Consider the following 26,727-nt stretch of genomic DNA (forward strand, 5'->3'; position numbering starts at 1 on the left):
TACGGCTGTGCTCGTTTTCTTGCCCTCGGCATTGGGATGTGCTATGTGCTCTCCAAAAAAGAGCAGCTGGCGCACGCGACACAAGGCTTGCCAAGGAATCGGTTGACAATTTCTCACGATGCAGGCAAGCCCGGCAACGGCGAGAAATCACCCCCTCGCTCACAGCCAGCGACGCATCAACTCCATGATGCGGTCGAACCTTGCGCCATAGGGCGGATACAGCATCGAAGCCCCTGACCAGCGCGACTGCACGAACACCGCCTTCTGATGGCTCAGCCGTGCAAAGCCCTGCTCCGAATGGTAGGCACCCCAGCCGCTGTCGCCCACGCCGCCGAAGGGCAGGTTCTCGTGGGCGAAGTGCAGCAGGGTGTCGTTGACCGTCACCCCGCCGCTGATGGTGCGTGACAGCACGGCATCACGCACTTTCTCATCGCGGCCGAACCAGTACAGCGCCAGCGGCCTGGGCCCCGCATTGATGGCCGAGACCACGTCATCCAGCCTGTCGTAGCTGATCACGGGCAGGATGGGGCCGAAGATCTCCTCCTGCATGAGCTGCATCTGGCTGGTGGCATTGAAGACCAGGGCTGGCGCCATCTGGCGCTCCACGGCATCGCCCCAGGCCATGTCGGCGCTCTCCTGGCCGGCTCCGCCATCCTCCATCCATTCGACATGCGCCCCCATGCCCTGGGCCTGACGCAGCATCTGCCGCAGGCGCGCCAGGTGGCGCTTGGTGAGGATGGCCGCATAGTCCGGATTGCCGGCAAAGCGCGGGAACAGCCGCCGCGCCGCGGTGCGAAAGGCCTCGGCAAACTCCGCCTCCTGCCCGCGCGGCAGCAGCACGTAGTCGGGGGCGATGCAGGTCTGGCCCGCGTTGACGAGCTTGCCATGCGCGATCTTGAGCGCGGCCTCCTTCAGGTCGCAGTCGGTGGAGATGATGCAGGGCGACTTGCCACCGAGCTCCAGCGTTGTCGGCGTCAGGTGCGCCGCCGCCGCCTGGGCCACGCGCCGGCCCACGGCAGTCGAGCCGGTGAACAGCAGATGGTCGAAGTGCAGGCCCGAGAACTGCGTGGCAATGCTCACATCGCCTTCGATGACGGCGAATTCCTCGGGCGCGAAAAACTGCCCCACCAGCGCTGCCAGCTGGGCAGAGGTGTGCGGCGTGAGTTCGCTGGGCTTGAGCATGACGCGGTTGCCCGCCGCCAGGGCCGTGATGGCCGGCCCCAGCGCCAGCTGCACCGGATAGTTCCACGGGGAAATCACACCCACCACGCCCAGCGGCTGGCGCTCTATCCAGCCCCGGCCGGGCATGAGCATCAGCGGCGTGCGCACCCGCTGGCGCCCCGACCAGCGCGCCAGATGGCGCAGCGTGTGCTTGAGCAGGTTGCGCAGCACGAACAGCTCCACCATCTCGGTCAGCCGTGGCGAGCGCATGCCGAAGTCGGCCTGCACGGCGGCGGCCAGCACGGGGCCGTGCTCGTCCAGCAGCTTTTGCATGCGCAGCAGGCGTTCGCGGCGTACCAGCAGGGGCACGTCCACCTGCGCCCGGCTGGCCTGGTACTGAAGGTCGAAGACGCGGTGGAGATCCAGCTGGGTCATAGGCTCAATGGTAAGAAGACACTTGCATGCGCCGCATTCCAAGGATGCGTCGCGGCACATGTTGGCATGCAGCGGCAGGAAAAAAAAGGGAGCCTTGCACGGGCTCCCGAGGGTTTCAGACTATACGGGCCGCCACGCGCGGCCTGAGCACGAAGATGCGCAGGCCGCGTAAAGGCTGCAGCAAGACGCTTCAGGGCTCGCGCACTTCACGGGGCTGAACGTCGGTCACCTCGCCCGCACCCGGCAGTACGCCGGCACCGGCGCGGCGGCCACCGCCGTCGGCAGCGCCATAGGCGCGCTGCGGACGCTGTGCCATCCACTCGGAGCCGGAGCGGTACACGGTCTGCCAGCCCGCCCGCGGGCTCATGCGCATGGCCCAGGGCATCACCGGCTGGCCGGTGAGCCTGGCCCACAGCGCTCTCACGGCCCAGACCAGGGCCAGCAGCGCCGCGGCGGTCAGCAGGCTGACAAAGAAGACCAGGCCCACAAGCATCAGCAGGATGCGAACGGCCCAGCGGGTCAGGGTGGCGACAAAATCGTTCAAAGCAAAGCCTTTCTTGGCTGGCCCGGTGCGTCAGGCGGGGTCTGCCGCATCGAACCGGAATACGCCCGGCTCCAGCACCGGGTCCACATGTACCGCAATCGTGCTCTTGGGCGGGAAGCGCCCTTCGAGCAGCAGTTTCGACAGCGGATTCTCGATCCGCTGCTGTATCGCGCGCTTGAGCGGCCGGGCCCCGAAAACGGGATCGAAGCCCACCTTGGCCAGTTCGGCCAGTGCCTGGTCGGACACCTGCAGCGCAAGGTCCATTTTCTCCAAACGACGCTCCAGCAGCTTGAGCTGAATCCTTGCGATCGACTCGATATTCTTCGCGTCAAGCGCGTGGAAGACCACGGTTTCGTCGATGCGGTTGAGGAATTCGGGTCGGAAATGGTTCTTGAGTTCCCCCCAGACCGCATCTTTCACATCATCGTAATCCTCGCCGACCATGGCCTGGATCAGCAAAGAGCCTATGTTGCTCGTCATCACGATGACCGTGTTCTTGAAGTCCACGGTGCGGCCCTGGCCATCGGTCAGGCGACCATCGTCCAGCACCTGCAGCAGCACGTTGAACACGTCGGGGTGGGCCTTTTCCACCTCATCGAGCAGCAACACGCTGTAGGGCTTGCGGCGCACGGCCTCGGTCAGGTAACCGCCTTCCTCGTAGCCCACGTAGCCCGGCGGCGCGCCAATCAGGCGGGCCACGGAATGCTTTTCCATGAACTCGCTCATGTCGATGCGCACCAGATGGTCTTCGCTGTCGAACAGGAAGCCGGCCAGCGCCTTGCACAGCTCGGTCTTGCCCACGCCCGTGGGGCCCAGGAACAGGAAGGAGCCCGTGGGCCGGTTGGGATCGGACAGGCCCGAGCGCGAGCGGCGAATGGCGTTGGCCACGGCCGAGATGGCCTCGTCCTGGCCGACGACGCGGTCATGCAGCCGGTCTTCCATGCGCAGCAGCTTGTCCTTCTCGCCCTGCATCATCTTGGCCACGGGAATGCCCGTGGCACGGCTGACCACTTCGGCAATTTCCTCGGCGCCCACATGGGTGCGCAGCAGCCTGTGGGCGGGCGCGCCGCCCTGCCCCTGCTCGTTGGCCTGGGCTTCGTTGAGCTGCTTTTCCAGCGAGGGCAGCTTGCCGTACTGCAGCTCGGCCACCTTGTTGAAGTCGCCCTTGCGCTTGAGCTCCTCGATCTGGATGCGGATCTGGTCGATCTCCTTGCGGATCTGCTCGGAGCCCTGGGCGCTGGCCTTCTCGCTCTTCCAGACCTCTTCCAGGTCGGCGTACTCGCGCTCCAGGCTGCCGAGTTCCTCCTCGATCAGCTGCAGGCGCTTTTGCGAGGCCTCGTCCTTTTCCTTCTTCATGGCCTCGCGCTCGATCTTGAGCTGGATCATGCGGCGCTCGAGCTTGTCCATGACCTCGGGCTTGGAATCGATCTCGATCTTGATCTTGGCCGCCGCCTCGTCGATCAGGTCGATGGCCTTGTCGGGCAGGAAGCGGTCGGTGATGTAGCGATGGCTCAACTCGGCCGCAGCCACGATGGCCGGGTCGGTGATGTCCACGCCATGGTGGGCCTCGTAGCGCACCTGCAGACCACGCAGGATGGCGATGGTGTCCTCCACGGAAGGCTCTTCGACCAGCACCTTCTGGAAGCGCCGCTCCAGCGCCGCATCCTTTTCGATGTACTTGCGGTATTCATCGAGCGTGGTCGCGCCGATGCAGTGCAGCTCGCCGCGCGCCAGGGCCGGCTTGAGCATGTTGCCCGCGTCCATGGCGCCATCGGCCTTGCCCGCACCGACCATGGTGTGGATCTCGTCGATGAACAGGATGATGCGGCCCTCTTCCTGGGCCACTTCCTTGAGCACGGACTTCAGGCGTTCCTCGAAGTCGCCACGGTATTTGGCGCCGGCCAGCAGGCCCGCCATGTCCAGCGACAGCACGCGCTTGTTCTTGAGGCTTTCGGGCACCTCGCCGGCCACGATGCGCTGGGCCAGGCCCTCGACGATGGCGGTCTTGCCCACGCCGGGCTCGCCGATGAGCACGGGGTTGTTCTTGCTGCGGCGCTGCAGCACCTGGATGGAGCGGCGGATTTCGTCGTCGCGGCCGATCACCGGATCGAGCTTGCCGATGCGCGCGCGCTCGGTCAGGTCCATGGTGTATTTCTTGAGGGCCTCGCGCTGGCCTTCGCCTTCGGCGCTGTCCATGGTCTGGCCGCCGCGCACGGCGTTGATGGCCGACTCCAGGCTGGAGCGCGTCACGCCGCTTTCCTTGAGCAGTTGGCCTGCGCGCGTGGAAGAGCCGCTGCTGTCGGTCAGCGCCAGCAGGAACAGCTCGCTGGCAATGAACTGGTCGCCGCGCTTGAGGGCTTCCTTCTCGGTAGCCTGCAGCAGCCGGCCCAGCTCGGAGCCGACCTGCACCTGGTCCTGGTGCTGCACGCGCGGCAGATCAGCCAGGGCCTTCTCGGCCGCGGCCTGCAGCTGGCCCACGTTGGCGCCGGCGCGCTGCAAGAGCGAGCGCGGGCCATCGTCCTGGCGCAGCAGCGCCACGAGCAGGTGCAGGGGTTCGATATTGGATTGGTCACCGCCCAGGGCCAGCGTTTGCGCGTCGGCCAGGGCTTCCTGGAACTTGGTTGTCAGTTTGTCGATTCGCATGGTGTTTCTTTTCGCTCCTGAAACAGGGTCATTGCGATTTATCTGATACCGGCAGGGCAAATTTCAAGCCATGCCCGGCCTGCAAGGGCAGACGCTTGCGCCAGATCAAGGCCGGCGAGGCCGGCCATCCTTCTCAAGCATTGCGCTGAAAGATCGAGAACTGCGTAGGCGTAACGCCCAAATGCGCCCGGAAGCTGCGCACCAGGTGGCTGGCGCTGGAAAAGCCGCAATCCAGCGCCAGCTCGGCCAGCGGCGGCACGTTGCGCGCAGACAGGGCACGCCGTGCCCGGGCCAGGCGCTGCTGCAGCACCCATTCGTGCACCGTGCAGCCCATGCTCTGGCGGAACATGCGTGCGAAATGGAATTCGGAGAGGCAGGCCTGTCTCGCCAGTGCCGGCAGCGACACGGCCTTGGAGTCATGCAGATGCGCCTCGACATGGGCCAGCACCCTGCGCCGCATGGCCGCAGAAAGCCCGCCCAGCGGCCGCTGCAGCGCCAGCAGCTGGCGCGGCGTGGCGGACTGCAGCACCAGCCGGTCCACCAGCTGCTGGCCAATGGCATCGGCCGCCAGTTGCTGCTGCGGGTCCTGCCAGTCCAGCTGCATCAGCGCACGGGCACCGGCGTGGAAGGCCTGATCGTCCCCGTAGATCTGCGCACGCAAGGTGCGCGAGCGGGGCTCGGCATCCAGCATGCGGACCACGCGCCCCGCCCAGGCCAGGTCGGACACATACAGGTGCAGGAACTGCACGGGCGAGCGCACCAGCCAGTGCGATTCGTCCTCTGGCGTGAAGATGCAGATGCGCCCGGGCGCCCCCATGGCCTCGGGCCGCGCCTTGAGCTGCGAGCCCTCGCCCCCGGCCAGGTAGACCGACAGCGTGTGGTGACCGGGCTGGCAGTAGCGCACCTCGTCGTCCACATTGGCCCAGACGGCCAGCTCCACCCCTTCGCTCAGGCGCACGCGCCGCTGCAGCCGGGCCTTGGAGCGTGACAGCACCTGGCACAGGTGGCTGGAGGGCAGCTCGGGCAGCGGCGTGGGCGTCATGGCAGCGATTGTGGTCCCGCAGCCATACCGACGCATGGCGCCAGGCCATCAAACCGCAGGAATCTGCCATGCCCGCCCAGCCTGCGGCGCGATCATCACCGGCCATGACTGCCACCCTCTATGCCCTGGTCGTGCTGATCTGGGGTTCGACCTGGATCGCCCTGAAGCTGCAGCTGGGCGCCGTGCCCGTGGAGCTGTCCATTGCCTACCGCTTTGCTCTGGCCGCCGTGCTGATGTTCGCCTGGCTGGCCTGGTCGCGGCAGCTGCGCGTGCCCCGCGGCCCGGCGCTGCCGCGCGTGCTGGCGCAGGGCCTGTGCCTGTTCAGCTTCAACTTCGTGTGCTTCATGCATGCCAGCGAGACGCTGGCCAGCGGCCTGGCCGCCGTGGTGTTCTCCAGCGCCAATCTCTGGAACGCGCTGCTGGCGCGCATCATCCACGGCCGCAGGCTGGCGCCCCATGTGCTGGCCGGCAGCCTCTTCGGCCTTGCAGGCCTGGTGGCGCTGTTCTGGCCCGAGCTGCGCGCAGGCCGGCATGCCAGCCTGCCTGGCCTGGCCTGGGCGGTGCTGGGCACGCTGTGCTTTTCCTGCGGGAACATGCTGTCTGCCTCGCTGCAGTCCATGGGCTGGCGGCCGGCACAGACCAATGCCTGGGGCATGCTGGCCGGCACGCTGCTGCTGACCGGCTATGCGCTGGTGGCAGGCCTGCCCTGGCGCTTCGATACCAGCTGGACCTATGTGGGCTCCTGGCTGTACCTGGCCATTCCAGGCTCGGTGATTGCGTTCACGGCCTACCTGACCCTGGTGGGCCGGCTGGGTCCGGAGAAGGCGGCCTATGCGACGGTGCTGTTCCCCATTGTTGCGCTCAGCATCTCGGCCCTGTTCGAGGGCTATGTCTGGACGCCGCTGGCCGTGGGCGGGCTGCTGCTGGTGATGCTCGGAAACCTGCTGGTGTTCCGCCCGCCGCAATGGTTGCGGGGCGCCGCGCTCAAGGCCTGAAGGCCCGCCGCTTCACTGGCGCCAGCGCGCCAGCGCCTCTTCGTCGCTGACGCGCGCATCCACCCAGCGCGCGCCCTCGGGCGTCTGTTCCTTCTTCCAGAAAGGCGCCAGCGACTTGAGGTAGTCCATGATGTATTCGCAGGCCTGGAAGGCCATGCCACGGTGCGATGCGGTGACGGCCACGAGCACGATCTGGTCCATGGGCTGCAGCGGGCCGATGCGGTGGATGACGCGCGCGCCATGGATGCCGAAGCGCTGGACCGCCTCGTCGATGATGGCCTCGATGGATTTCTCGGTCATGCCCGGGTAGTGCTCCAACTCCATGCTGGCCACGGCGGCGCCCTCGTTGCGGTCACGCACCGTGCCGATGAAGCTGCAGACCGCGCCCACGCGCGCGTCGCCGCCGCGCAGGGCGGCGAGTTCGGCCGATACGTCGAAATCCTCGGTCTGGATGGATACACGGGCTGCTTGCATGCCCGCATTGTCGCAGGCGGCGGCGCACCAGGGTGCACCAGGGACTGGCGAACGCGGTAGCATTGCCCTCCCCCGCCGCTGGCCTTTTGCTGCAGCGGGCCATGCATGGCCACACTCACGATCACCACCCCCGAATACACGCTCTACCCGTCGCCGCGCAACGAGCAGCGTGTGGTCTACGAGCACCAGCTGTTCGTGTCCCATCCCTACACCATCATCCATCTGCCCGACTACAACTTTCGCGGCAAGGCCACGCTGTTCGCAGCCCACCGCCTGGCCGACGGCAAGATGGGCCAGCTCGTGAGCTGCGAGCTGGCCGAGGACCTTGCACGCTTCGAGCGCCTGTTCGAACCCGATTGAGGCGCGCCATGGACGAGACCAGCCAGATACAGCCGCCGCCGAGCTTTGCCGCCCTGTATGCCGACCGGCACGGCCGGCTCAAGGCATCGATTGCAGACGTGGTCGGGCGCTATGAACTGTGCGAGGACCTGGCCAGCCACCTGGTCGAGCAGGCGCAGACGCTCTATCACTCCGGCAACTCCTCGGAGCAAGGCGTGCTGCTGGGCATGCACGCGGGCCTGGCGGCCGAGGGCTCCATCGTCAGCCCTGGCGAGGCGCGCTGGATCGTGCAGCGCCTGGCCGAGCTGCTGGAGTGGCAGGCACCGCTGCTGCCCGATGCATCACCCCCTACCGGCGCCGAAGGCGCAGCCTGAAGGCCACCACCCTGGCGCTCAGGCGCGCTACACTGCGCGCCATGCCTTCAATCTTTGCCTTCCCCACATGCCACGGTGATGCCGTGCGCCTGTGCCTGGGCAAAGCCTGCAAACCCCAGCTCGTCTGACCGGAGCTGAGGTTCCGTCCAGATGAGCGACGGAACCGGCCCGGCAGCCTCCATCTCCCCTTCCCGCATCCCTTCAGGCGCCTGCCTTTCCGCCCTCGGTCTGGCCGGTGGCTGCGTCCGGTCGTTCATTGTTTGAATCACCCGAAGGGATCTTCCATGTCTTTGCCTTCCACCACCTCGCCACAAGCCCGATTCCAGGGGCTGTGGCTTCCGCTGGTCACGCCCTTTATTCCTGGAGATGAGGCGGCGGTGGACCACGGGGCGCTGCGCGCCCTGGTGCAGCACTACAACGCCAGCGGCATCGCCGGCTACGTGGCCTGCGGCTCGACCGCCGAGGCCGCCGCGCTGAGCGAAGCGGAGCACGATGCCGCCCTGTCCACCATCCTCTCAGCGGCCCAGGGCATGCCCGTGGTCATGGGCGTTTCGGACTGCCACCTGGGGCATGCGCTGGCCCGTGTCCAGGCACTGAACGCCCTGCCGTTGGCCGGCATTCTGGTGCCCGCGCCGCATTACATACGCCCGTCGCAGGCAGGCCTGCTGCAGTGGTTCACGGCGATTGCCGAGCGCAGCGCCCATCCGGTCATCGTCTACGACATTCCCTACCGCACCGGCGTGGTGCTGGAGCTGGCCACGCTGCGTGCGCTGGCCGCACATGAGCGCATCGTGGCCATCAAGGATTGCGGGGGCGATGCCGCCAAGACCCAGGCACTGATCGCCGATGGGCAACTGCAGGTGCTGGCCGGCGAAGACGCGCAGATCTTTTCCACGCTGGCCCTGGGCGGTGCGGGAGCGATTGCTGCCAGCGCGCACGCGCATACACAGCACTTCGTTGAGTTGATGCAATGCCTGGAGCGTGGCGACCTGCCCGCTGCCCGGGCGCTGTGGCAGCCGCTGCAGCCGCACATCGCCGCCTGCTTTGCCGAGCCCAATCCCGCACCCATCAAGGCCTTGCTGGCGCAGCAGGGCCGAATGCGGGCAACGCTGCGGGCGCCCATGCAGCCGGCATCGGCCGCGCTGGCGCAACAGCTGGCCGGGATTCAGCTGCCGCTGCTGCCGTCTGCAGACGGTGTTGCGGAGCGCAGGTCGGCATAGCGGTTCAGGATGCGTTGCACCTGACCGTGCGTCCACTCGCCGCCCCGGGCCGCGGCAATGCCGCGGGCATTGAGTTCGGCGGCCATGGCGCGGTGCGTCAGGCCGCGCGCCTGCAGTTCGGCGAACAGCGCCTCATGCTGCTGGGCGAAGGCATCGGCCGTGGATTTGCGCTTTTCCACGGTGGCGCGCAGGTTGTCTGCGCCTGCGCGGCCCAGTTGCACGCCGCGCGCCTTGGCTTCGGACAGGGCCTTGCGCGTGCGCGCACTGATGGCCTGGTCCACGGGCTTGTCGGTGGTCATTTGGGTCAACCTCCGGTCACGGGAGGGAAGAAAGCCACCTCGTCCCCCTGGCGAATGGCGGCACCGGCATCGCACAGGACCTGGTTCAGCGCCATGCGCACGGCCTTGCCCGGGGCCAGCGCTTCGGCGGCTGCACCGCCACGCGCAATCAGTTCCTCACGCAGCGCGCCCACGGTGGCGGCCTCGGTGGACAGGGTTTCGCTGCCCGTGCCCAGGGCTTCGCGGATGGAGGCGAAATAGCGCACGGTGATGGTGATGGCCTGGCTCATGACAGCAGCTCCGAAAAGGCGATGAAGCGCACCCGGTCGCCCGGCGCAATGGCCTGGCCCGGCGGGTTGTCCACCACGCCATCGCCCCAGGCCGCCGAGGTCAGCACGCCCGAACTCTGGTTGCGGAACAGCTCCAGCCCGCCGCTGTCGTTGTAGCGCACGCGCAGGAATTCGCGGCGCTTGTCCCCGCGCGGCCAATGGAAGTCGGCGCGCACCTCGACCGAGCGCGGCAGCGCCTGCTGCACGCCCTGCAGGCGCAGCACGAAGGGGCGTACCAGCAAAAGGAAGGTGACGAAGCTGGAGACCGGGTTGCCGGGCAGGCCGATGAAGTGGGCAAAGCCTTCGTCCTCGCGGTTCACGCGGCCATAGGCGAAGGGCTTGCCGGGCTTGACGGCGATCTGCCAGAGGTCGAGCTGGCCCAGCGCCTGCACGGCGGGCTTGACATGGTCTTCTTCGCCGACAGACACCCCGCCGCTGGTCAGGATCAGGTCATGCGCGCGGGCCGCCTCGCGCAAAGCATCCACAGTGGCTTCGCGCCGGTCGGGGACGATGCCGAAGTCGGTGACCTCGCAGCCCATGCGCTGCAGCAGGGCGCGAAGGAAGAATCGGTTGCTGTTGTAGATGCTGCCGGGCGGCATCTGCTCGGGCGCCACGGTGCCCGGCATGACCAGCTCGTCGCCTGTGGAGAACAGAGCCACGCGCGGCTTGCGTGCCACGCGCAAAGAGGCCAGGCCAATGCTGGCGGCCAGGCCCAGCTCGGCCGGCGACAGGCGCGTGCCGGCCGCGATGACGGTGGCGCCGCGCCGGATGTCTTCGCCAGAGCGGCGTATCCATTGCCCGGCCTCGGGCCGCGCCTTGATGCGCACGCGACCGTCTTCCAGGACTTCGCAGTCTTCCTGCATGACGATGGCATCGGCACCTTCGGGCACCGGAGCGCCCGTGAAGATGCGCGCCACCGTGCCCACGGCCAGCGGCTGGCCCATGGCGCCTGCGGGGATGCGCTGCGAGACGGGCAGCTCGGCATTGCCCTGGGTGCATTCGGCGCTGCGCACGGCGTAGCCGTCCATGGCGCTGTTGTCCTGGGGCGGCACTTGCAGCGGAGAGACGGCATCGGCCAGCAGCACACGGCCATCGGCATCGAAGCTGTCCACGGTGTCATCGCCGGCCAGCGGCAGTGCCTGGGCCAGCAATTCGGCCAGCGCTTCGTCAAGGGGCTTGAGCGGGGCTCGCATGGTGTTTTCCTAATTTCGAGGGAGGCCTGGGGCACGGTAGCGCAGTTGCTGCGCATGCTCCAGCAGCCATTGCAGTATTTGCCCTGGCGCATTGAGATCGAGCACGGGCTGGCGTGGCGGCTCTGGCAGGCGCTGCGGTGCGTCGGTCGCAATGGCCAGCACATGGGGGTCGTGCGGATACAAGGGCGCCTGGGTCTTGCCGGCGCTGGCGCGCTCGGGCTGATCGCGCCAGATCTCTATCTTGGGCAGGTCGGCGTGCTTGAAGCCTTCGACCAGCACCCAATCCACGCGCGGATCGAGTTCGGCCAGCATGTCATGCACCGACAGCTCCGTGGGACGGGGGAATTCGCGCATCAGCGCCAGACGGCGATCCGAGGCCAGCACCACTTCATAGGCGCCCGCCTTGCGGTGGCGCCAGCTGTCCTTGCCCTCGTGATCGACATCGAAATGGTGGTGGGCATGCTTGACCACCGAAACGCTGAGCCCCTGCGCACGCATCAGCGTGATCAGGGGCTCCACCAGGCTGGTCTTGCCCGAGCCCGAGTAGCCGGCGAAGCCTATGACCTTCATCGCCATGCACTCCTGCTGCGGACCTTTGGGCAGCCCGGCTGCCGCATCAGTCGCAATGCCGGGCGATATAGGCCTTGACCTGCTCGGCGTCGGCCGGCAAGTCGGTCACGCGCTTGGGCAGGTCCTCGATGCCTTCGAACTTGGCCGGGCGATCGGGCAGGCGGCCCAGGGCCTCCTCGATGGTGGCGGCGAACTTGATGGGCAGTGCCGTCTCCAGCACGATCATGGGCACGCCGGCCTGCAGCTGCTCGCGCGCCACCTTGACGCCGTCGGCCGTGTGCGTGTCGATCATGGTGCCGAAGCGCTCGAAGGTATCGCGGATGGTGGCCAGGCGGTCGGCATGCGTGCTCTTGCCGCTGACGAAGCCGTAGCGGGCAGCAGCTTCCTGGAACAGCGGATTGCCGCCCAGGTCGAAGCGGCCCTGGCGCGCCACGCCCTCGGCGAACAATTCGCGCGTGGCCTGGCCATCGCGGCCCAGCAGGTCGAACACGAAGCGCTCGAAGTTGCTGGCCTTGGAGATGTCCATCGAGGGGCTCGAAGTCTCGTAGGTATGTTCGCTGCCGCGCACCACGTAGGCGCCCGTACGGAAGAACTCGTCGAGCACATCGTTCTCGTTGGTCGCCACCACCAGGCGCGCTATCGGCAGGCCCATCTGGCGCGCCACGTGGCCGGCGCAGATGTTGCCGAAGTTGCCGCTGGGCACCGTGAAGCTGACCTTCTGGTCATTGCTCTGCGTGGCCTGCAGGTAACCGGCGAAGTAGTAGACGACCTGGGCCAGCAGGCGGGCCCAGTTGATCGAGTTGACCGTGCCGATCTTGTACTTCGCCTTGAAGGCGTGGTCGTTGGAGGCGGCCTTGACGATGTCCTGGCAGTCGTCGAACACGCCCTCGATGGCGATGTTGTGGATGTTGGCATCCTGCAGGCTGAACATCTGGGCCTGCTGGAAGGGGCTCATGCGGCCGCGCGGGCTGGTCATGAACACGCGCACGCCCTTTTTGCCGCGCATGGCGTACTCGGCCGCGCTGCCGGTGTCACCACTGGTGGCCCCCAGGATGTTCAGTTCCTCGCCACGGCGGCCCAGTTCGTACTCGAACAGGTTGCCGAGCAGCTGCATGGCCATGTCCTTGAAGGCCAGCGTGGGGCCGTTGGACAGGGCTTCGAGCCACAGGCCGTCTTCCAGCGGGCGCAGCGGCGTGATCTCGGCCGTGCCGAACACCTGCTGCGTATAGGTCTTGGCGCACAGGGCACGCAGATCCTCGGCCGGGATGTCGTCGATGTACAGACTCAGGATCTCGAAGGCCAGGGCCGCGTAGCCCTGCTCCTTGTAGATGCTGCGCAGCTCGCCCAGGCGGGCGGCATCGATCTGCGGATAGTGCTCGGGCAGGTACAGCCCGCCATCGGGCGCCAGGCCCTCGAGCAGGATGTCGCAAAAGCGCTTGCGGTCCGCGTGGCCGCGCGTGGAAAGATAAAGCATGTCGCTTCCTCGTCAGTATTCTGTGAGACGGGGCGCGGCCGATGCCAGGGATGCCGAGCAAGGGCCGCCCCGCAGCGAGGGCGTCGTCCCCCTCCCGCGTGCGAGAGAGGGGGAAGCGGCGCAGCCGCTCAGGGGGTGTCTTAGTTCAACTCTTCCTTGCGGATGCGGTTGATAGGGGCCAGCACCGTGGGCAGTTGCTGGATCTGGGCCAGGGCCGTGTCCATATCGCCTTCGCGCGTGGCATGGGTCAGGATGATCAGGTCGGTCTGCGGCACGCCCTGGCTGCCTTCGCTGTCGCCGCTCACTTCGCCGGCCTCTCGCTGCAGCAGGGCGTCGATGCTGATGCCCATGCCCGCGAGGATGCTGGTGATCTTGGCCAGCACACCGGCTTCGTCGGCCACGCGGATGCGCAGGTAGTAGCTGGTGACCACCTCGCTCATGGGCAGCACGGGCAGCTCGCCACCTGCGGCGACCAGCGTGTTCGACTGGAAGGCCAGCGGGGGCACGCGGTGCTCGGGGTCGGCCGTGTGCAGGCGGGCGATGTCCACCAGATCGGCGATCACGGCGCTGGCCGTGGGCTCGGAGCCCGCACCCTTGCCGTAGTACAGCGTGGTGCCCACGGCATCGCCATGGACGACAACGGCGTTCATCGCGCCTTCCACGTTGGCGATCAGGCGCTTGGTCGGCACCAGGCTGGGGTGCACGCGCAGCTCGATGCCCTTGTCCGTGCGCTTGGTGATGCCCAGCAGCTTGATGCGGTAGCCCAGTTGCTCGGCGTACTTGATGTCGGCCGCAGACAGCTTGGTGATGCCTTCCACATGCGCCTTGTCGAACTGCACGGGAATGCCGAAGGCGATGGCGCTCATCAGCGTGACCTTGTGGGCGGCGTCCACGCCTTCGATGTCGAAGGTCGGATCGGCTTCGGCATAGCCCAGGCGCTGGGCTTCCTTGAGCACCACGTCGAAGTCCAGGCCCTTGTCGCGCATTTCGGACAGGATGAAGTTGGTCGTGCCGTTGATGATGCCGGCCACCCACTGGATCTGGTTGGCCGTCAGGCCTTCGCGCAGCGCCTTGATGATGGGGATGCCACCAGCCACGGCCGCTTCGTAGGCCACCATCACGCCCTTCTCGGCGGCGGCCTTGAAGATTTCGCTGCCATGCACGGCCAGCAGGGCCTTGTTGGCCGTGACCACATGCTTGCCGGCGGCAATGGCTTCCAGCACCAGGGCCTTGGCAATGCCGTAGCCGCCGATCAGCTCGATCACCACGTCGATCTCGGGGTTGGCGATGATCTCGCGCGCATCGCCGACCACCTTGGCCGTGTCGCCCACGACGGAGCGGGCGCGTTCCGTATCCAGGTCGGCCACCATGGCAATCTCAATACCGCGGCCCGCACGGCGGCGGATCTCTTCCTGATTGCGCTGCAGCACGTTGAAGGTGCCGCTGCCCACGGTGCCAATGCCCAGAAGGCCTACTTGGATCGGTTTCATAAACTACTTGCCAGTCAAAAAACGCTGCGGCGCCCAGAGGGTGCGCGCCGGCAGCCGGTAAAAAGCAATGGCCGGCGGAAGGCCCTCTCCTCCACCGGCCCGCACAGCTCAGCCGCGGTCCGTGCCGTGGCGCTTGCGGTATTTCTCGAGGAACACTGCGAGACGGCGGATGGCCTCGCGCAGGTCGGTGTCGTGCGGCAGGAAGACGATGCGGAAATGGTCGGGGTGCGGCCAGTTGAAGCCTGTTCCCTGCACCAGCATGACCTTGGTCTCTTGCAGCACTTCCAGGAAGAACGCCTGGTCATCCTTGATCGGGTAGATCTCGGGGTCCAGGCGCGGGAACATGTACAGCGCGGCTTGCGGCTTGACGCAGCTCACGCCGGGGATTTCGGTGATCAGCTTGTGGGCCAGATCGCGCTGCACGCGCAGCCGGCCGCCCTCCTGCACCAGCTCGTCGATGCTCTGGTGGCCGCCCAGCGCCGTCTGCACGGCCCATTGGCCGGGCACATTGGCGCACAGGCGCATGTTGGAGAGCATGTTCAGGCCCTCGATATAGTCCCGGGCCGCCTTCTTGTCGCCCGAGACCACCATCCAGCCGGCGCGGTAGCCGCAGCTGCGATAGGCCTTGGACAGCGAGTTGAAGGTCAGCGTCAGCACATCGGTGGACAGGCTGGCAAGCGGCGTGTGCACGACATCGTCGTACAGCACCTTGTCATAGACCTCGTCGGCAAAGATCACCAGGCCATGCTCGCGGGCCAGCGCCACGATGCTTTGCAGCAGCTGCTTGCTGTACAGGGCGCCCGTCGGGTTGTTGGGATTGATGACGACGATGCCCTTGGTGCGCGGCGTGATCTTGGCGCGGATGTCGTCCAGGTCGGGCATCCAGCCGTTGGACTCGTCACACATATAGTGCACGGGCGTGCCGCCCGACAGGCTGGTGACGGCGGTCCACAGCGGATAGTCGGGCGCCGGCAGCAGCATCTCGTCGCCGTCGTCCAGCAGCGCGTTCGTGGCCAGGCTAATCAGCTCGGATGCGCCATTGCCCAGGTAGATATCGTCCAACGTCACGCCCAGGATGCCCTGGCGCTGGGTCTCATGCATCACGGCCTTGCGCGCCGCGAAGATACCCTTGCTGTCCGAGTAGCCTGCCGAATTGGGCAGGTTGCGGATCATGTCCTGCTGCACTTCCTCGGGGGCATCGAAGCCGAACACGGCCAGGTTGCCGATATTGAGCTTGATGATCTTCTGCCCGTCCTCTTCCATCTTCTTCGCCGCGTCCATGATGGGCCCGCGGATGTCATAACAGACGTTGGCTAGTTTTGCGGATTTGAGAACGGTTTTCATGCTGAGAATATGAAAGTGGCCGGCGCGGGCTTGCGGCCTTCATGCACGCCAAAGTGCCCCATGCACCCTGGTCAAACCTATAATTTGACCACAGTTCCGCAATGCAGCATCGCCCTGGCCCCGGCCATGTGGCGGCCACCCCCATCGCGCAGACCGCGCCACCCTCATCCATGAAATTCCACGCCGACAAATCCGAAGCACAGAGCATCACGGGCTATGGCCCCGGCTGGGTCGCCGTGGACAGGGAAAAATTCGAGCACAGCCTGCTGGTAGGCGCCAAGGGCCTGCGCCAGGCCTGGGACTGCGTCCGCTTCGAGGACCTGACGCCCGAGCATTTCGAGGCGCTGTCCCAACTGGATGCCGAGGTCATCATCCTGGGCAGCGGCCAGCGCAACCGCTTCCCGCCGGCGGCCTGGCTGCGCCCCCTCATGGCCCGGCGCATAGGCCTGGAAAGCATGGACACGCAGGCCGCGTGTCGCACCTACAACATCCTTGCCAGCGAAGGCCGTAACGTCGTCGCGGCCCTACTCTTGGAGTAGACTCCTGCCCCCCTGATTGGGTGAAATCCCGTTTTCAGGGTAAAATTGCAGGTTGCGGTTGGGGGCATTTCCGATAAAAGCAAAAACACAAACACGGCCCTCGGCATTTCAACGACTACACCCGAGAGATATAAGCGCATGGCGATCGTTGTCAACAAACCCCTTCCCGAATTTGAAGCCAACGCTACCGGCGGGATCAAGGTGACCAACACCTCCCACACGGGCCAGATTCTGATCCTGTATTTCTACCCAAAGGACAATACGCCTGGCTGCACCACTGAAGCCATGCAGTTCCGCGACAAGTACAAGGACTTCGTGAAAGCTGGTGCCACCGTGTTTGGCGTCTCGCGCGACAACATGAAGTCGCACGACGACTTCAAGGAAAAGCTGGAACTGCCGTTCGAGCTCATCGCCGACACGGAAGAGAAGATGTGCCACATGTTCGGCGTGGTCAAGAACAAGATCATGTACGGCAAGAAGGTGAAGGGCATCGAGCGTTCCACCTTCCTGGTGGGCACCGATGGCCTGCTGGTGCAGGAATGGCGCGGCCTGAAGGTCCCCGGTCACGTTGACGAGGTGCTCAAAGCTGTCAAGACCCTGAAGGCACTGAAGCAGGCCGCCTGATAGCGACAATCTGACAGGCGACAAAGCGCCGGCCGACATATTCAGGCCATCAGCCTATGCATAATGGGACGATGCCTCTTAGCAAAGACGCTTTTCCCTGTCACCCCACCAAAGCCGCCTCGGTTTCCAGGCGGCTTTGTGCTTTTTGATCCCTGTTGAGGAACGGTTCGTCCACTATGCCCCTGCCCCCCGCACCCGGCCGCCGTGCCGCCAAGCTCTCCCCCGAAGCCTTTCTTCCCGTGCGCGGTGCCCAGCACGCAGACCCCCTGCCCGCTGACGATCTTCCCGATGCAGCCGAGGCCGTAGCTGCCGCCGCGACGCGCAAGCGCAAGCCGGCCCCGGCCGCCGCCTCCAACAACACCGCCACAACTGCAAAGCCCGCACCGGCGCGCGGCCGCAACACCAAGCCCGCATCACCGGCACCGGCTCCTGCGCCCGCGACTGCAGCCCCTGCCAATCGGCAGCGCCGCGCAACCGACAATTCCAACGCAACGGCAGCGCCGTCCAGCACCCGCTCGGCCAAAAGGTCCTCCACAGAAGCCAAGCCGGCAGCATTGCTGGCAGCGCCGGTTCGCCCGCGCCGCACGCGCACAGGGCCGAAGACGCTGTTCGTGCTCGACACCAACGTGCTGCTGCACGACCCGACCAGCCTGTTCCGCTTCGAGGAACACGACATCTTCCTGCCCATGGTGGTGCTGGAAGAACTCGACGGCCACAAGAAGGGCATGACCGAAGTGGCGCGCAACGGCCGCCAGGTCAGCCGCACGCTGGATTCGCTGGTCGCCTCCCAGCCCTCCGAAACGCTGGACAAGGGCCTGCCGCTGAATGCCACGGGCCAGCGCAGCGCCACGGGCATGCTGTATTTCCAGACGGAACCGCTGGAAACCTCGCTGCCCGACAGCCTGCCCCAGGGCAAGGCGGACAACCAGATCCTGGGCGTGGTCGCCGCGCTGCGCAAGAAGTTCAGCGAGCGCGAAGTCGTGCTGGTGTCCAAGGACATCAACATGCGCGTCAAGGCACGCGCGCTGGGCCTGGCGGCCGAGGACTACCAGAACGACAAGGTACTGGACGACGGCGACCTGCTGTACGCAGGCGCCCTGGCCCTGCCCCAGGACTTCTGGGCCAAGGCGGGCAAGAACGTCGAGAGCTGGCAGGAAGGCGCCATCACCTACTACCGCATCAGCGGCGCCATCGTCGACCAACTGATGATCAACCAGTTCGTCTACCACGAGGCACCGGGCGAGCCCAGCCTGTTCATGCGCGTGACCGAGATCCGCGACAAGACGGCCGTGCTCAAGACGCTCAAGGACTTCGGCAATCCCAAGTACGCCGTCTGGGGCGTCACGGCACGCAACCGCGAACAGAACTTCGCGATGAACCTGCTGATGAACCCGGACATCGACCTGGTCACGCTGACCGGCACGGCCGGCACCGGCAAGACCCTGCTGGCCCTGGCCGCCGGCCTGTCCCAGGTGCTGGACGACCGCCGCTACACCGAGATCATCATGACGCGCGCCACGGTGAGCGTGGGTGAGGACATCGGCTTCCTGCCCGGCACCGAGGAAGAGAAGATGGGCCCCTGGATGGGCGCACTCGACGACAACCTCGAATTCCTGGCCAAGGGCGATGGCGGCAATGCCGGCGAATGGGGCCGCGCGGCCACCAATGAGCTGATCCGCAGCCGCATCAAGATCAAGAGCATGAACTTCATGCGCGGCCGCACCTTCCTGAACAAGTACGTCATCATCGACGAGGCCCAGAACCTGACGCCCAAGCAGATGAAGACCCTGATCACGCGCGCCGGCCCCGGCACCAAGATCATCTGCATGGGCAATCTGGCGCAGATCGATACGCCCTACCTGACCGAAGGCTCCTCGGGCCTGACCTACGCCGTGGACCGCTTCAAGGGCTGGCCGCACAGCGGCCACATCACGCTGGCGCGCGGCGAGCGTTCGCGCCTGGCAGACTTCGCCAGCGAGGTGCTCTAAGCCATGGCGATCAGCTGGATCACCGCGTTGAAGCTGGTGCCCTGGGGCGATGTCATCGAGGCCACGCCCCAGGTCGTCAAGGCCGCCAAGAACCTGCTGCGCAAGAAGGACGCTGCGCAGGAGCTCGATGCACAGCATCCTGCGGCCGTCGAGCCGCTGGCACCGCCGCGCTCGGCTGGCGAACAGGCGCTGCAGCTGATCCAGGCCCAGGACGCACGCATCGTGCAACTGGAACAATCCCAGCGCCAGTCGCTGGAGTTGATCGAAAAGCTGGCGGAGCAGAACGCCCAGATCGTGGCCACCGTGGGCGCGCTGCGCACGGGCGCCCAGCGGCTGGCGTGGGCATGCGCCATCCTTGGCGTCTGCGTGGCGGGCCTGCTGATCCAGGTCTGGCGCATGTAGATCGCCAACCACCCAAAGCAAACGGCCCCTCGGGGCCGTTTTTCATTGCGGGCACAAAGCCGGGGTATCCCGGTCAGTACTCGTCGCCGCCACCGTAGCCCACGGCCAGGTTCTCGAAGCGCGTCTGGTTCTTCTGGAAGAACACCTTCACCGTTCCCGTGGGACCGTTACGCTGCTTGCCGATGATGACTTCGGCAATGTTCGGCTCCTTGCTGTCCTTGTTGTAGTAGTCATCACGGTAGATGAACATGATGATGTCGGCATCCTGCTCGATGGCGCCCGATTCGCGCAGGTCGGACATCATGGGACGCTTGTCGGTGCGCTGCTCCACCGAGCGGTTGAGCTGGGACAGGGCAATCACCGGGCACTGCAGTTCCTTGGCCAGCATTTTCAAGCCCCGCGAAATCTCGCCCAGCTCGGTCGCACGGTTGTCGGAACTGGCAGCCGAGCCCGAGCCGCTCATCAACTGCAAATAGTCCACCACGATCAGGCCCAGCTTGCCGCAGGTGCGCGCCAGGCGCCGCGCATTGGCGCGCAGTTCCGTGGGGGACAGGCCCGGTGTCTCGTCGATGTGCAGGGACACCGTGCGCAGCCGCTCGATGGCTTCCGTCAGGCGCGGCCACTCGTCGTCGTTGAGCTTGCCCGTGCGCAGATTGCCCTGGTTGACGCGGCCGATGGAGCCGACGATACGCACCGCCAGCTGAGCCGCGCCCATTTCCATGGAGAAAATGGCGACCGGCAGGCCCTCGTTGAGCGCCACATGCTCGGCGATATTCACCGCAAACGAGGTCTTGCCCATCGAGGGACGGGCAGCCAGCACCACCAGGTCACCGGCCTGCAGGCCGCTGGTCATGCGGTCCAGATCGACGAAACCCGTGGGCACGCCGGTCACGTCCATGGGGTTGTCGGCCATCTCCTGGACACGATCCAGCAGATCCACCACCAGCGTGTCGAGCGACTGGAAACCCTGCTTGTTGCGCGCACCCTCCTCGCCGATGGCCAGGATCTTCTGCTCGGCCTCGTCCAGGATGCGATCGACCGTCTTGCCCTGCGGATTGAAGGCATTGGTGGCGATGTCGTCGCTGGCGGTCACCAGTTTGCGCAGGATGGAGCGCTCCCGCACGATCTCCGCATAGCGCCGGATGTTGGTGGCGCTGGGCACGTACTGCGCCAGCTGGTTCAGGTACAGCAGGCCGCCGATTTCCTCGGCCTTGCCCATGCTCTGCAAATGCTCGTAGACCGTGATCACATCGGCCGGCTTGCTGCCATTGATCAGCTTGCCGATCGCCTCGTAGATCAGCTTGTGCTCATGGCGGTAGAAATCACCATCCACCAGCAGATCGCCAACACGCTCCCAAGCGTTGTTGTCCAGCAGCAGCCCCCCTAGAACGCTGGACTCGGACTCCATCGAATGCGGCGGCACGCGCAACTGGGCCACCTGCTGGTCGCCAGCAGGCAGCGGTGCGAACGCATCATCGAGATCGAGCGGGGGCATTACGGACGACATGGAATTCCTGGAGATGAGCCCGCCATCGTAGCGGCTGGCAAAAGGCCGCGCCACCCGGCGTCATCACCCTGGCACGGCAAAGCAAAAAGCCGCCCTAAGGCGGCTTTTTGGTGATACGGGACAAGCCCCGGATCAGGAGTGGTCGCCGTAGACCGACACCGTCACTTCGACGCTGACGTCGGTGTGCAGTGCCACGACCACGGTGGCGTCGCCCACGGTCTTGATGGGACCGTTGACCAGGCGAACTTGCGACTTGGCGACGGCAAAGCCGGCCTTGGCCAGTTCTTCGGCGATGTCGGCGTTGGTCACCGAGCCGAACAGGCGGCCGTCAACGCCAGCCTTCTGGGTCAGCTTGACGTTTGCGCCGTTGAGCTTTTCGCCCAGTTGCTGAGCAGCAGCCAGCTTTTCAGCCGCTTGCTTTTCCAGTTCGACGCGCTTGGCTTCGAACTCGGCCTTGGCGGAAGCCGTGGCACGACGGGCAGCGCCCGTGGGGATCAGGAAGTTGCGGGCGTAGCCGTCTTTGACCTTGACGATGTCGCCGAGGCCACCGAGGTTCACAACCTTGTCGAGCAGAATGACTTGCATGGTTGTATTCCTTAGATCTTGTGCTGGTCAGAGTAAGGAACCAGAGCCAGGAAGCGGGCGCGCTTGATGGCCGTGTTCAGCTGACGCTGGTAGATGGCGCGCGTGCCGGTCAGGCGAGCGGGCACGATCTTGCCGTTTTCACCGATGAAGTCACGCAGGGTGTCCACATCCTTGTAGTCGATTTCTTCGACGCCGGCGACGGTGAAGCGGCAGAAGCGCTTGCGCTTGAACAGCAGCGACTGCGTGTTGCGCTTGGGGCGCTTGTCCTTGTTGAATTTCTTGAACGTGGCCATTTCTGGACCTCTTGAAAATTAGTTTTGTTGAATGTCCTGGATGTGGAAAACCAGCAATTTGCCGTTGCGGGGCGTTGCCAGGAAGCCTTGGAACTTCCACTGGCTGCCGAGCGCCTGGCGGGCCAGCTTTTCAGCCAGCGCGCCAAAGGCCACCGCCTTGACAGATGCCGTCACGCTGCGTTCGCTTCCTGCTTCCTTTTGCCGCGACGCGTGTTCGAGTCGCAGTTCAAGGGCGGGCAGCCCTGCCGGCGTGTAGCGCAGTGCTTGAAGCTCTGCGATGGCGGCCGTCAGTGCAACGTGGTTCTCCACTCCTTCAGGTTCTGAAAGGGCTGGGCTCAGGCCTGTTCGGTCTGGCTGGCCTTGCGGGCTTCTTCACGCTCGACGGTCTTCATCATCGAGGAAGGCGCAGTGTCGGCCTTCTTCTTCTGAACCGTCAGGTGACGCAGCACGGCATCGTTGAACTTGAAGGCATGCTCCAGCTCAGCCATCACAGCCTGGTCGGCTTCGATGTTCAGGCACAGGTAGTGGGCCTTGGCGAGCTTGTTGATCATGTAAGCCAGTTGGCGACGGCCCCAGTCTTCTTCGCGATGGACCTTGCCACCGCCAGCGGTGATCATGCCCTTGTAGCGTTCCAGCATGGCGGGAACCTGCTCGCTCTGATCCGGGTGGATCAACAAAACGATTTCGTAATGACGCATATCGACTCCTTTTGGGAAAACGCCGCCCACTGCGTCTTGTAGCGGTGCGGCAAGGCAAAGCATTGGATTCTAGCGCAGCCCTCTTCCATCTGTACACTCCGCACTGCCCGAGACCCCGGATTCGTGTGGGGCTTTTGCCCCTTCGCCCGGCTTTTGCCCCCACCGTGTGCACCTGCAGTGCGCATGCACAGGCACAAAGCCCTTGAAAATACACCGATCCGCTCGCATCTCGATTCAAGATCGTGCAATCGCCAAGCCTGGCCTCCAGCGCGGCGATCTTTTTGTTTTGTAGCTGAAGTCTCCATCCATGTCCGAACAAAACTCCAAACCCTTTCAAGACGCAGCCCCGGAAGAAATCGAAGCCGCCATGGCGGCCAACGCCGCCGACGAGCTGCAGCGCCTGCAGGCCGAGCTGGCCGAACTCAAGGCCAAGAGCGCCGAGCTGGCCGACCAGTTCCTGCGCGCCAAGGCCGAGGCAGAGAATGTGCGCCGCCGCGCGGAAGACGAAGTCTCCAAGGCCCGCAAGTTCAGCATCGAGAGCTTTGCCGAAAGCCTGCTGCCCGTCTGCGACAGCCTGGATGCCGCACTGGCCATCCAGCAGGCCACGCCAGAGCAGCTGCGCGAAGGCGCCGACGCCACGCTGCGCCAGCTGACCTCGGCCCTGGAGCGCAACAAGGTCGTGACCATCAACCCGGCAGCCGGCGAGAAATTCGACCCCAACCTGCACCAGGCCATCAGCATGGTGCCTGCCCAGCAGGAAGCCAACACCGTGGTGTCGGTGCTGCAAAAGGGCTACCTGATTGCCGACCGTATCCTGCGCCCGGCCCTCGTGACCGTGGCCCAGCCCCAGTAAGCGTGCGCTCACGGCATCGCTGACAAAAAAGAGGCAAAGCCCCTTGAAGCAGCGCCTGCCGGCCACAAGTTAGCAGTCATTCAAACATTTCACAGAACGCGGAGAGAACTCAAAATGGGAAAAATCATCGGTATTGACCTGGGCACCACCAACAGCTGCGTGGCCATCATGGACGGCAACACCACGCGCGTGATCGAGAACAGCGAAGGTGCACGCACCACGCCTTCGATCATTGCCTACCAGGAAGACGGCGAGATCCTCGTCGGCGCCTCGGCCAAGCGCCAGGCCGTCACCAACCCCCGCAACACCATCTACGCCGCCAAGCGCCTGATCGGCCGCAAGTTCGACGAGAAGGAAGTGCAAAAGGACATCGACCTGATGCCCTACACCATCTCGCGTGCCGACAACGGCGACGCCTGGGTGGAAGTGCGCGGCCAGAAGCTGGCCCCGCCGCAGATTTCCGCCGAAGTGCTGCGCAAGATGAAGAAGACCGCCGAGGACTACCTGGGCGAGCCCGTGACCGAGGCCGTGATCACCGTGCCCGCGTACTTCAACGACGCCCAGCGCCAGGCCACCAAGGATGCCGGCCGCATCGCCGGCCTGGAAGTCAAGCGCATCATCAACGAGCCCACGGCAGCTGCGCTGGCCTTCGGCCTGGACAAGATCGACAAGGGCGACCGCAAGATCGCGGTGTATGACCTGGGCGGCGGCACGTTTGACGTGTCCATCATCGAAATCGCCGATGTGGACGGCGAAAAGCAGTTCGAAGTGCTGTCCACCAACGGCGACACGTTCCTGGGCGGCGAAGACTTCGACCAGCGCATCATCGACTACATCATCACCGAGTTCAAGAAGGACCAGGGCGTTGATCTGGCCAAGGACGTGCTGGCCCTGCAGCGCCTGAAGGAAGCTGCCGAGAAGGCCAAGATCGAGCTGTCGAACTCGGCCCAGACCGACATCAACCTGCCCTACATCACGGCCGATGCCTCGGGTCCCAAGCACCTGAACATCAAGCTGACCCGCTCCAAGCTGGAAAGCCTGGTCGAAGACCTGATCGAGCGCACCATTGCGCCCTGCCGCACGGCCATCAAGGACGCAGGCGTGTCCGTGTCCGACATCGATGACGTGATCCTGGTCGGTGGCATGTCCCGCATGCCCAAGGTGCAGGAGAAGGTCAAGGAATTCTTCGGCAAGGAACCCCGCAAGGATGTGAACCCCGACGAAGCCGTGGCCGTGGGCGCCGCCGTGCAGGGCCAGGTTCTGTCGGGTGACCGCAAGGACGTGCTGCTGCTGGACGTCACGCCGCTGTCGCTGGGCATCGAGACGCTGGGTGGCGTGATGACCAAGATGATCACCAAGAACACCACCATCCCGACGAAGTTCGCACAGACCTTCTCGACGGCCGACGACAACCAGCCTGCCGTGACCATCAAGGTGTTCCAGGGTGAGCGCGAGATGGCTTCGGGCAACAAGATGCTGGGCGAGTTCAACCTCGAAGGCATTCCGCCCGCAGCGCGTGGCGTGCCGCAGATCGAAGTGGCCTTTGACATCGACGCCAACGGCATCCTGAACGTGTCCGCCAAGGACAAGGCATCGGGCAAGGAAAACAAGATCACCATCAAGGCGAACTCGGGCCTGTCCGAGGACGAGATCCAGAAGATGGTGAAGGACGCCGAGCTGAACGCAGCCGACGACAAGAAGAAGCTGGAACTGGTCCAGGCCCGCAACCAGGGCGAGGCTGCCGTGCACAGCGTCAAGAAGAGCCTGGGCGAGCATGGCGACAAGCTCGACGCTGGCGAGAAGACCGCCATCGAGAGCGCCGTCAAGGAGCTGGAAGAGGCCCTGAAGGGCGAGGACAAGGACGCCATCGACGCCAAGACCACGGCGCTGATGACGGCCAGCCAGAAGCTCGGCGAGAAGATGTACGCCGATGCGCAGGCAGCCGGCGGCCCCGAGGCAGCAGCCGCCGCCGCAGCGGCCGGTGCAGCAGGCGCCTCGGCCGGTGCAGCAGCCGCTGACGACAACGTCGTTGACGCCGAAGTCAAGGAAGTCAAGAAGGACTGAACCCAGCGCGTGGTCCCTTGACGACCGCTTGCCGCCGCGCTCGGCCCTGCCAAGGGGCTGACGCGGCGTTCCTGTTCTCACTGACTGGCTAGCAAACACCATGTCCAAACGCGATTTTTACGAGGTCCTCGGCGTTGCCAAGAACGCCTCGGACGACGACATCAAGAAGGCTTATCGCAAGCTGGCGATGAAGTACCACCCTGACCGCAACCAGGGGGATGCCGCAAGCGGGGCGGAAGAGAAATTCAAGGAGGCCAAGGAGGCCTATGAGATGCTCTCCGACAGCAACAAGCGCGCGGCCTACGACCAGTACGGCCATGCAGGCGTGGACCCCAACCGCGGCATGGGCGGCGGCGCCGAAGGCTTTGGTGGCTTTGCCGAAGCCTTTGGCGACATCTTTGGCGACATGTTCAACCAGGGTGGCGGAAGACGCGGCGGCGCCGGTGGCGGCCGCCAGGTCTACCGCGGCAACGATCTCAGCTATGCCATGGAGATCACGCTGGAGGAAGCCGCCCACGGCAAGGATGCGCAGATCCGCATCCCCAGCTGGGATGGCTGCGACACCTGCCACGGCAGCGGCGCCAAGCCCGGCACCAGCGCCAAGACCTGCACCACCTGCAACGGCATGGGCAGCGTGCAGATGCGCCAGGGCTTCTTCAGCGTGCAGCAGACCTGCCCGCACTGCCGGGGCACGGGCAAGATCATTCCCGAGCCCTGCACCAGCTGCGGCGGCCAGGGCAAGGTCAAGCGCCAAAAGACACTGGAAGTGAAGATTCCAGCCGGCATCGACGACGGCATGCGCATCCGCTCCTCCGGCAATGGCGAACCCGGCACGAATGGCGGGCCTGCGGGCGATCTCTACATCGAGATCCGCATCAAGGACCACGACATCTTCGAGCGCGACGGCGACGACCTGCACTGCAACGTGCCCGTGAGCTTCATCACGGCGGCGCTCGGCGGCGAGATCGAGGTGCCCACCCTGTCGGGCAAGGCGGCCATCGACATCCCCGAAGGAACCCAGGCCGGCAAGCAGTTCCGCCTGCGCGGCAAGGGCATCAAGGGCGTGCGCTCCAGCTATCCCGGCGACCTTTACTGCCACATCGTGGTCGAGACGCCCGTCAAGCTGACCGAGTACCAGCGCAAGCTGCTGCGCGAGTTGGAGGAATCGCTCAAGAAGGGCGGCGCCAAGCACTCGCCCAGCGGCGAGAGCTGGACCGACAGGCTCAAGAGCTTCTTCAGCTGATGCAGCACTGAGCCCCCAACAAAAAC

General features: G+C 65.4%; 28 protein-coding genes. 11 read left to right on the plus strand and 17 right to left on the minus strand.

Going from position 1 to position 26,727, the window contains the following annotated elements; all coding sequences use genetic code 11:
* Nucleotides 1-159 precede the first annotated feature (159 nt).
* The 4 genes from A4F85_RS24485 to A4F85_RS24500 all read right to left on the minus strand — a co-directional run bounded on the left by A4F85_RS24485 (nucleotide 160) and on the right by A4F85_RS24500 (nucleotide 5,825).
* Nucleotides 160-1,656 carry a coniferyl aldehyde dehydrogenase gene (locus A4F85_RS24485; protein ID WP_080736955.1) on the minus strand — a complete coding sequence of 499 codons (1,497 nt, stop codon included), beginning with the start codon at nucleotides 1,654-1,656 and terminating at the stop codon, nucleotides 160-162.
* Nucleotides 1,657-1,786: 130 nt separating this feature from the next.
* On the minus strand, nucleotides 1,787-2,140 hold the full coding sequence (locus tag A4F85_RS24490) for a hypothetical protein (protein WP_063328117.1): 354 nt from the start codon (nucleotides 2,138-2,140) through the stop codon (nucleotides 1,787-1,789).
* Between the two features lie 30 nt (nucleotides 2,141-2,170).
* Nucleotides 2,171-4,783, minus strand: coding sequence for an ATP-dependent chaperone ClpB (gene clpB, locus A4F85_RS24495; protein WP_012207006.1), 2,613 nt, complete (start codon nucleotides 4,781-4,783; stop codon nucleotides 2,171-2,173).
* A 133-nt stretch (nucleotides 4,784-4,916) separates the two neighbouring features.
* On the minus strand, nucleotides 4,917-5,825 hold the full coding sequence (locus tag A4F85_RS24500; protein WP_063328118.1) for an AraC family transcriptional regulator: 909 nt from the start codon (nucleotides 5,823-5,825) through the stop codon (nucleotides 4,917-4,919).
* Between the two features lie 68 nt (nucleotides 5,826-5,893).
* Between A4F85_RS24500 and A4F85_RS24505 the strand changes: the two genes are divergently transcribed.
* The gene (locus A4F85_RS24505; protein ID WP_063328585.1) at nucleotides 5,894-6,820 is read left to right on the plus strand and encodes a DMT family transporter; all 927 of its coding nucleotides are present in this window, start codon (nucleotides 5,894-5,896) and stop codon (nucleotides 6,818-6,820) included.
* A gap of 12 nt (nucleotides 6,821-6,832) precedes the next feature.
* Here the strand turns inward: A4F85_RS24505 and A4F85_RS24510 are convergent, their stop codons facing one another.
* Entirely contained in the window at nucleotides 6,833-7,294 is a 462-nt protein-coding gene (locus A4F85_RS24510; protein WP_047469218.1) for a molybdenum cofactor biosynthesis protein MoaE, read from the minus strand.
* 105 nt (nucleotides 7,295-7,399) lie between these two features.
* Here A4F85_RS24510 and A4F85_RS24515 point away from each other — a divergent pair, with 105 nt between their 5' ends.
* From A4F85_RS24515 to dapA, 3 genes are all read left to right on the plus strand, one after another.
* Nucleotides 7,400-7,654, plus strand: coding sequence for a hypothetical protein (locus A4F85_RS24515; protein ID WP_012207010.1), 255 nt, complete (start codon nucleotides 7,400-7,402; stop codon nucleotides 7,652-7,654).
* Between the two features lie 8 nt (nucleotides 7,655-7,662).
* The gene (locus A4F85_RS24520; RefSeq protein ID WP_043789837.1) at nucleotides 7,663-8,007 is read left to right on the plus strand and encodes a hypothetical protein; all 345 of its coding nucleotides are present in this window, start codon (nucleotides 7,663-7,665) and stop codon (nucleotides 8,005-8,007) included.
* Between the two features lie 284 nt (nucleotides 8,008-8,291).
* Complete coding sequence (gene dapA / locus A4F85_RS24530) at nucleotides 8,292-9,227, plus strand: 4-hydroxy-tetrahydrodipicolinate synthase (protein ID WP_063328119.1); 936 nt, start codon at nucleotides 8,292-8,294, stop codon at nucleotides 9,225-9,227.
* On the opposite strand, the gene A4F85_RS24535 is transcribed toward dapA, so the two are convergent.
* The 7 genes from A4F85_RS24535 to A4F85_RS24565 all read right to left on the minus strand — a co-directional run bounded on the left by A4F85_RS24535 (nucleotide 9,173) and on the right by A4F85_RS24565 (nucleotide 15,905).
* Nucleotides 9,173-9,526 (minus strand): recombinase family protein, encoded by a 354-nt coding sequence (locus A4F85_RS24535; RefSeq protein WP_016447744.1) that lies wholly within the window; start codon nucleotides 9,524-9,526, stop codon nucleotides 9,173-9,175. The two genes, dapA and A4F85_RS24535, sit on opposite strands and share 55 nt — an antisense overlap.
* A 5-nt stretch (nucleotides 9,527-9,531) precedes the next feature.
* On the minus strand, nucleotides 9,532-9,795 hold the full coding sequence (gene moaD / locus A4F85_RS24540; RefSeq protein WP_034396626.1) for a molybdopterin converting factor subunit 1: 264 nt from the start codon (nucleotides 9,793-9,795) through the stop codon (nucleotides 9,532-9,534).
* Entirely contained in the window at nucleotides 9,792-11,027 is a 1,236-nt protein-coding gene (locus A4F85_RS24545; RefSeq protein ID WP_063328120.1) for a molybdopterin molybdotransferase MoeA, read from the minus strand. The genes moaD and A4F85_RS24545 overlap by 4 nt, the downstream gene beginning before the upstream one ends.
* A gap of 9 nt (nucleotides 11,028-11,036) precedes the next feature.
* On the minus strand, nucleotides 11,037-11,597 hold the full coding sequence (gene mobB / locus A4F85_RS24550) for a molybdopterin-guanine dinucleotide biosynthesis protein B (RefSeq protein WP_034396637.1): 561 nt from the start codon (nucleotides 11,595-11,597) through the stop codon (nucleotides 11,037-11,039).
* Between the two features lie 46 nt (nucleotides 11,598-11,643).
* A complete protein-coding gene (gene thrC / locus A4F85_RS24555; RefSeq protein ID WP_063328121.1) occupies nucleotides 11,644-13,071 on the minus strand; it encodes a threonine synthase in 1,428 nt (475 codons plus the stop codon).
* A gap of 140 nt (nucleotides 13,072-13,211) precedes the next feature.
* A complete protein-coding gene (locus tag A4F85_RS24560; RefSeq protein WP_012207018.1) occupies nucleotides 13,212-14,561 on the minus strand; it encodes a homoserine dehydrogenase in 1,350 nt (449 codons plus the stop codon).
* A gap of 108 nt (nucleotides 14,562-14,669) precedes the next feature.
* Nucleotides 14,670-15,905, minus strand: coding sequence for a pyridoxal phosphate-dependent aminotransferase (locus A4F85_RS24565; RefSeq protein WP_013801028.1), 1,236 nt, complete (start codon nucleotides 15,903-15,905; stop codon nucleotides 14,670-14,672).
* A gap of 170 nt (nucleotides 15,906-16,075) precedes the next feature.
* Between A4F85_RS24565 and A4F85_RS24570 the strand changes: the two genes are divergently transcribed.
* The 4 genes from A4F85_RS24570 (at nucleotide 16,076) to A4F85_RS24585 (ending at nucleotide 19,458) form a co-directional block, all read left to right on the plus strand.
* Nucleotides 16,076-16,444 carry an Mth938-like domain-containing protein gene (locus A4F85_RS24570; RefSeq protein ID WP_012207020.1) on the plus strand — a complete coding sequence of 123 codons (369 nt, stop codon included), beginning with the start codon at nucleotides 16,076-16,078 and terminating at the stop codon, nucleotides 16,442-16,444.
* A gap of 138 nt (nucleotides 16,445-16,582) precedes the next feature.
* Nucleotides 16,583-17,068, plus strand: coding sequence for a peroxiredoxin (locus A4F85_RS24575; RefSeq protein ID WP_013801026.1), 486 nt, complete (start codon nucleotides 16,583-16,585; stop codon nucleotides 17,066-17,068).
* A gap of 176 nt (nucleotides 17,069-17,244) precedes the next feature.
* Complete coding sequence (locus A4F85_RS24580; RefSeq protein WP_063328122.1) at nucleotides 17,245-19,056, plus strand: PhoH family protein; 1,812 nt, start codon at nucleotides 17,245-17,247, stop codon at nucleotides 19,054-19,056.
* A 3-nt stretch (nucleotides 19,057-19,059) separates the two neighbouring features.
* On the plus strand, nucleotides 19,060-19,458 hold the full coding sequence (locus A4F85_RS24585; protein ID WP_013801024.1) for a hypothetical protein: 399 nt from the start codon (nucleotides 19,060-19,062) through the stop codon (nucleotides 19,456-19,458).
* A 73-nt stretch (nucleotides 19,459-19,531) separates the two neighbouring features.
* Here A4F85_RS24585 and dnaB read toward each other — a convergent pair whose 3' ends face one another.
* The 5 genes from dnaB to rpsF form a co-directional block, all read right to left on the minus strand.
* Nucleotides 19,532-20,965: a replicative DNA helicase gene (dnaB, locus tag A4F85_RS24590; protein ID WP_012207024.1), complete on the minus strand. Its 1,434-nt coding sequence runs from the start codon at nucleotides 20,963-20,965 to the stop codon at nucleotides 19,532-19,534.
* Between the two features lie 132 nt (nucleotides 20,966-21,097).
* A complete protein-coding gene (gene rplI / locus A4F85_RS24595; protein ID WP_063328123.1) occupies nucleotides 21,098-21,550 on the minus strand; it encodes a 50S ribosomal protein L9 in 453 nt (150 codons plus the stop codon).
* Between the two features lie 11 nt (nucleotides 21,551-21,561).
* On the minus strand, nucleotides 21,562-21,843 hold the full coding sequence (rpsR, locus tag A4F85_RS24600) for a 30S ribosomal protein S18 (RefSeq protein ID WP_012207026.1): 282 nt from the start codon (nucleotides 21,841-21,843) through the stop codon (nucleotides 21,562-21,564).
* 18 nt (nucleotides 21,844-21,861) lie between these two features.
* Complete coding sequence (priB, locus tag A4F85_RS24605) at nucleotides 21,862-22,152, minus strand: primosomal replication protein N (protein WP_012207027.1); 291 nt, start codon at nucleotides 22,150-22,152, stop codon at nucleotides 21,862-21,864.
* Between the two features lie 26 nt (nucleotides 22,153-22,178).
* A complete protein-coding gene (rpsF, locus tag A4F85_RS24610) occupies nucleotides 22,179-22,541 on the minus strand; it encodes a 30S ribosomal protein S6 (RefSeq protein WP_012207028.1) in 363 nt (120 codons plus the stop codon).
* Nucleotides 22,542-22,848: 307 nt separating this feature from the next.
* Here rpsF and grpE point away from each other — a divergent pair, with 307 nt between their 5' ends.
* From grpE to dnaJ, 3 genes are all read left to right on the plus strand, one after another.
* A complete protein-coding gene (gene grpE / locus A4F85_RS24615; RefSeq protein WP_063328124.1) occupies nucleotides 22,849-23,394 on the plus strand; it encodes a nucleotide exchange factor GrpE in 546 nt (181 codons plus the stop codon).
* 114 nt (nucleotides 23,395-23,508) lie between these two features.
* Nucleotides 23,509-25,458 carry a molecular chaperone DnaK gene (gene dnaK, locus A4F85_RS24620; protein ID WP_063328125.1) on the plus strand — a complete coding sequence of 650 codons (1,950 nt, stop codon included), beginning with the start codon at nucleotides 23,509-23,511 and terminating at the stop codon, nucleotides 25,456-25,458.
* A 100-nt stretch (nucleotides 25,459-25,558) separates the two neighbouring features.
* Nucleotides 25,559-26,701, plus strand: coding sequence for a molecular chaperone DnaJ (dnaJ, locus tag A4F85_RS24625; RefSeq protein ID WP_013801020.1), 1,143 nt, complete (start codon nucleotides 25,559-25,561; stop codon nucleotides 26,699-26,701).
* The last annotated feature ends 26 nt before the right edge of the window (nucleotides 26,702-26,727 follow it).

The sequence above is a fragment of the Delftia sp. GW456-R20 genome (assembly GCF_001622915.1).
GTDB lineage: Bacteria > Pseudomonadota > Gammaproteobacteria > Burkholderiales > Burkholderiaceae_C > Comamonas > Comamonas acidovorans.

Coding starts and splice junctions, on each gene's coding strand:
- A4F85_RS24485 (WP_080736955.1), bottom strand. CDS start 1,656: ATGTGCCGCGACGCATCCTTGGAATGCGGCGCATGCAAGTGTCTTCTT.
- clpB (WP_012207006.1), bottom strand. CDS start 4,783: ATGCGAATCGACAAACTGACAACCAAGTTCCAGGAAGCCCTGGCCGAC.
- A4F85_RS24500 (WP_063328118.1), bottom strand. CDS start 5,825: ATGACGCCCACGCCGCTGCCCGAGCTGCCCTCCAGCCACCTGTGCCAG.
- A4F85_RS24505 (WP_063328585.1), top strand. CDS start 5,894: ATGCCCGCCCAGCCTGCGGCGCGATCATCACCGGCCATGACTGCCACC.
- A4F85_RS24510 (WP_047469218.1), bottom strand. CDS start 7,294: ATGCAAGCAGCCCGTGTATCCATCCAGACCGAGGATTTCGACGTATCG.
- A4F85_RS24515 (WP_012207010.1), top strand. CDS start 7,400: ATGGCCACACTCACGATCACCACCCCCGAATACACGCTCTACCCGTCG.
- A4F85_RS24520 (WP_043789837.1), top strand. CDS start 7,663: ATGGACGAGACCAGCCAGATACAGCCGCCGCCGAGCTTTGCCGCCCTG.
- dapA (WP_063328119.1), top strand. CDS start 8,292: ATGTCTTTGCCTTCCACCACCTCGCCACAAGCCCGATTCCAGGGGCTG.
- A4F85_RS24535 (WP_016447744.1), bottom strand. CDS start 9,526: ATGACCACCGACAAGCCCGTGGACCAGGCCATCAGTGCGCGCACGCGC.
- moaD (WP_034396626.1), bottom strand. CDS start 9,795: ATGAGCCAGGCCATCACCATCACCGTGCGCTATTTCGCCTCCATCCGC.
- A4F85_RS24545 (WP_063328120.1), bottom strand. CDS start 11,027: ATGCGAGCCCCGCTCAAGCCCCTTGACGAAGCGCTGGCCGAATTGCTG.
- mobB (WP_034396637.1), bottom strand. CDS start 11,597: ATGAAGGTCATAGGCTTCGCCGGCTACTCGGGCTCGGGCAAGACCAGC.
- thrC (WP_063328121.1), bottom strand. CDS start 13,071: ATGCTTTATCTTTCCACGCGCGGCCACGCGGACCGCAAGCGCTTTTGC.
- A4F85_RS24560 (WP_012207018.1), bottom strand. CDS start 14,561: ATGAAACCGATCCAAGTAGGCCTTCTGGGCATTGGCACCGTGGGCAGC.
- A4F85_RS24565 (WP_013801028.1), bottom strand. CDS start 15,905: ATGAAAACCGTTCTCAAATCCGCAAAACTAGCCAACGTCTGTTATGAC.
- A4F85_RS24570 (WP_012207020.1), top strand. CDS start 16,076: ATGAAATTCCACGCCGACAAATCCGAAGCACAGAGCATCACGGGCTAT.
- A4F85_RS24575 (WP_013801026.1), top strand. CDS start 16,583: ATGGCGATCGTTGTCAACAAACCCCTTCCCGAATTTGAAGCCAACGCT.
- A4F85_RS24580 (WP_063328122.1), top strand. CDS start 17,245: ATGCCCCTGCCCCCCGCACCCGGCCGCCGTGCCGCCAAGCTCTCCCCC.
- A4F85_RS24585 (WP_013801024.1), top strand. CDS start 19,060: ATGGCGATCAGCTGGATCACCGCGTTGAAGCTGGTGCCCTGGGGCGAT.
- dnaB (WP_012207024.1), bottom strand. CDS start 20,965: ATGTCGTCCGTAATGCCCCCGCTCGATCTCGATGATGCGTTCGCACCG.
- rplI (WP_063328123.1), bottom strand. CDS start 21,550: ATGCAAGTCATTCTGCTCGACAAGGTTGTGAACCTCGGTGGCCTCGGC.
- rpsR (WP_012207026.1), bottom strand. CDS start 21,843: ATGGCCACGTTCAAGAAATTCAACAAGGACAAGCGCCCCAAGCGCAAC.
- rpsF (WP_012207028.1), bottom strand. CDS start 22,541: ATGCGTCATTACGAAATCGTTTTGTTGATCCACCCGGATCAGAGCGAG.
- grpE (WP_063328124.1), top strand. CDS start 22,849: ATGTCCGAACAAAACTCCAAACCCTTTCAAGACGCAGCCCCGGAAGAA.
- dnaK (WP_063328125.1), top strand. CDS start 23,509: ATGGGAAAAATCATCGGTATTGACCTGGGCACCACCAACAGCTGCGTG.
- dnaJ (WP_013801020.1), top strand. CDS start 25,559: ATGTCCAAACGCGATTTTTACGAGGTCCTCGGCGTTGCCAAGAACGCC.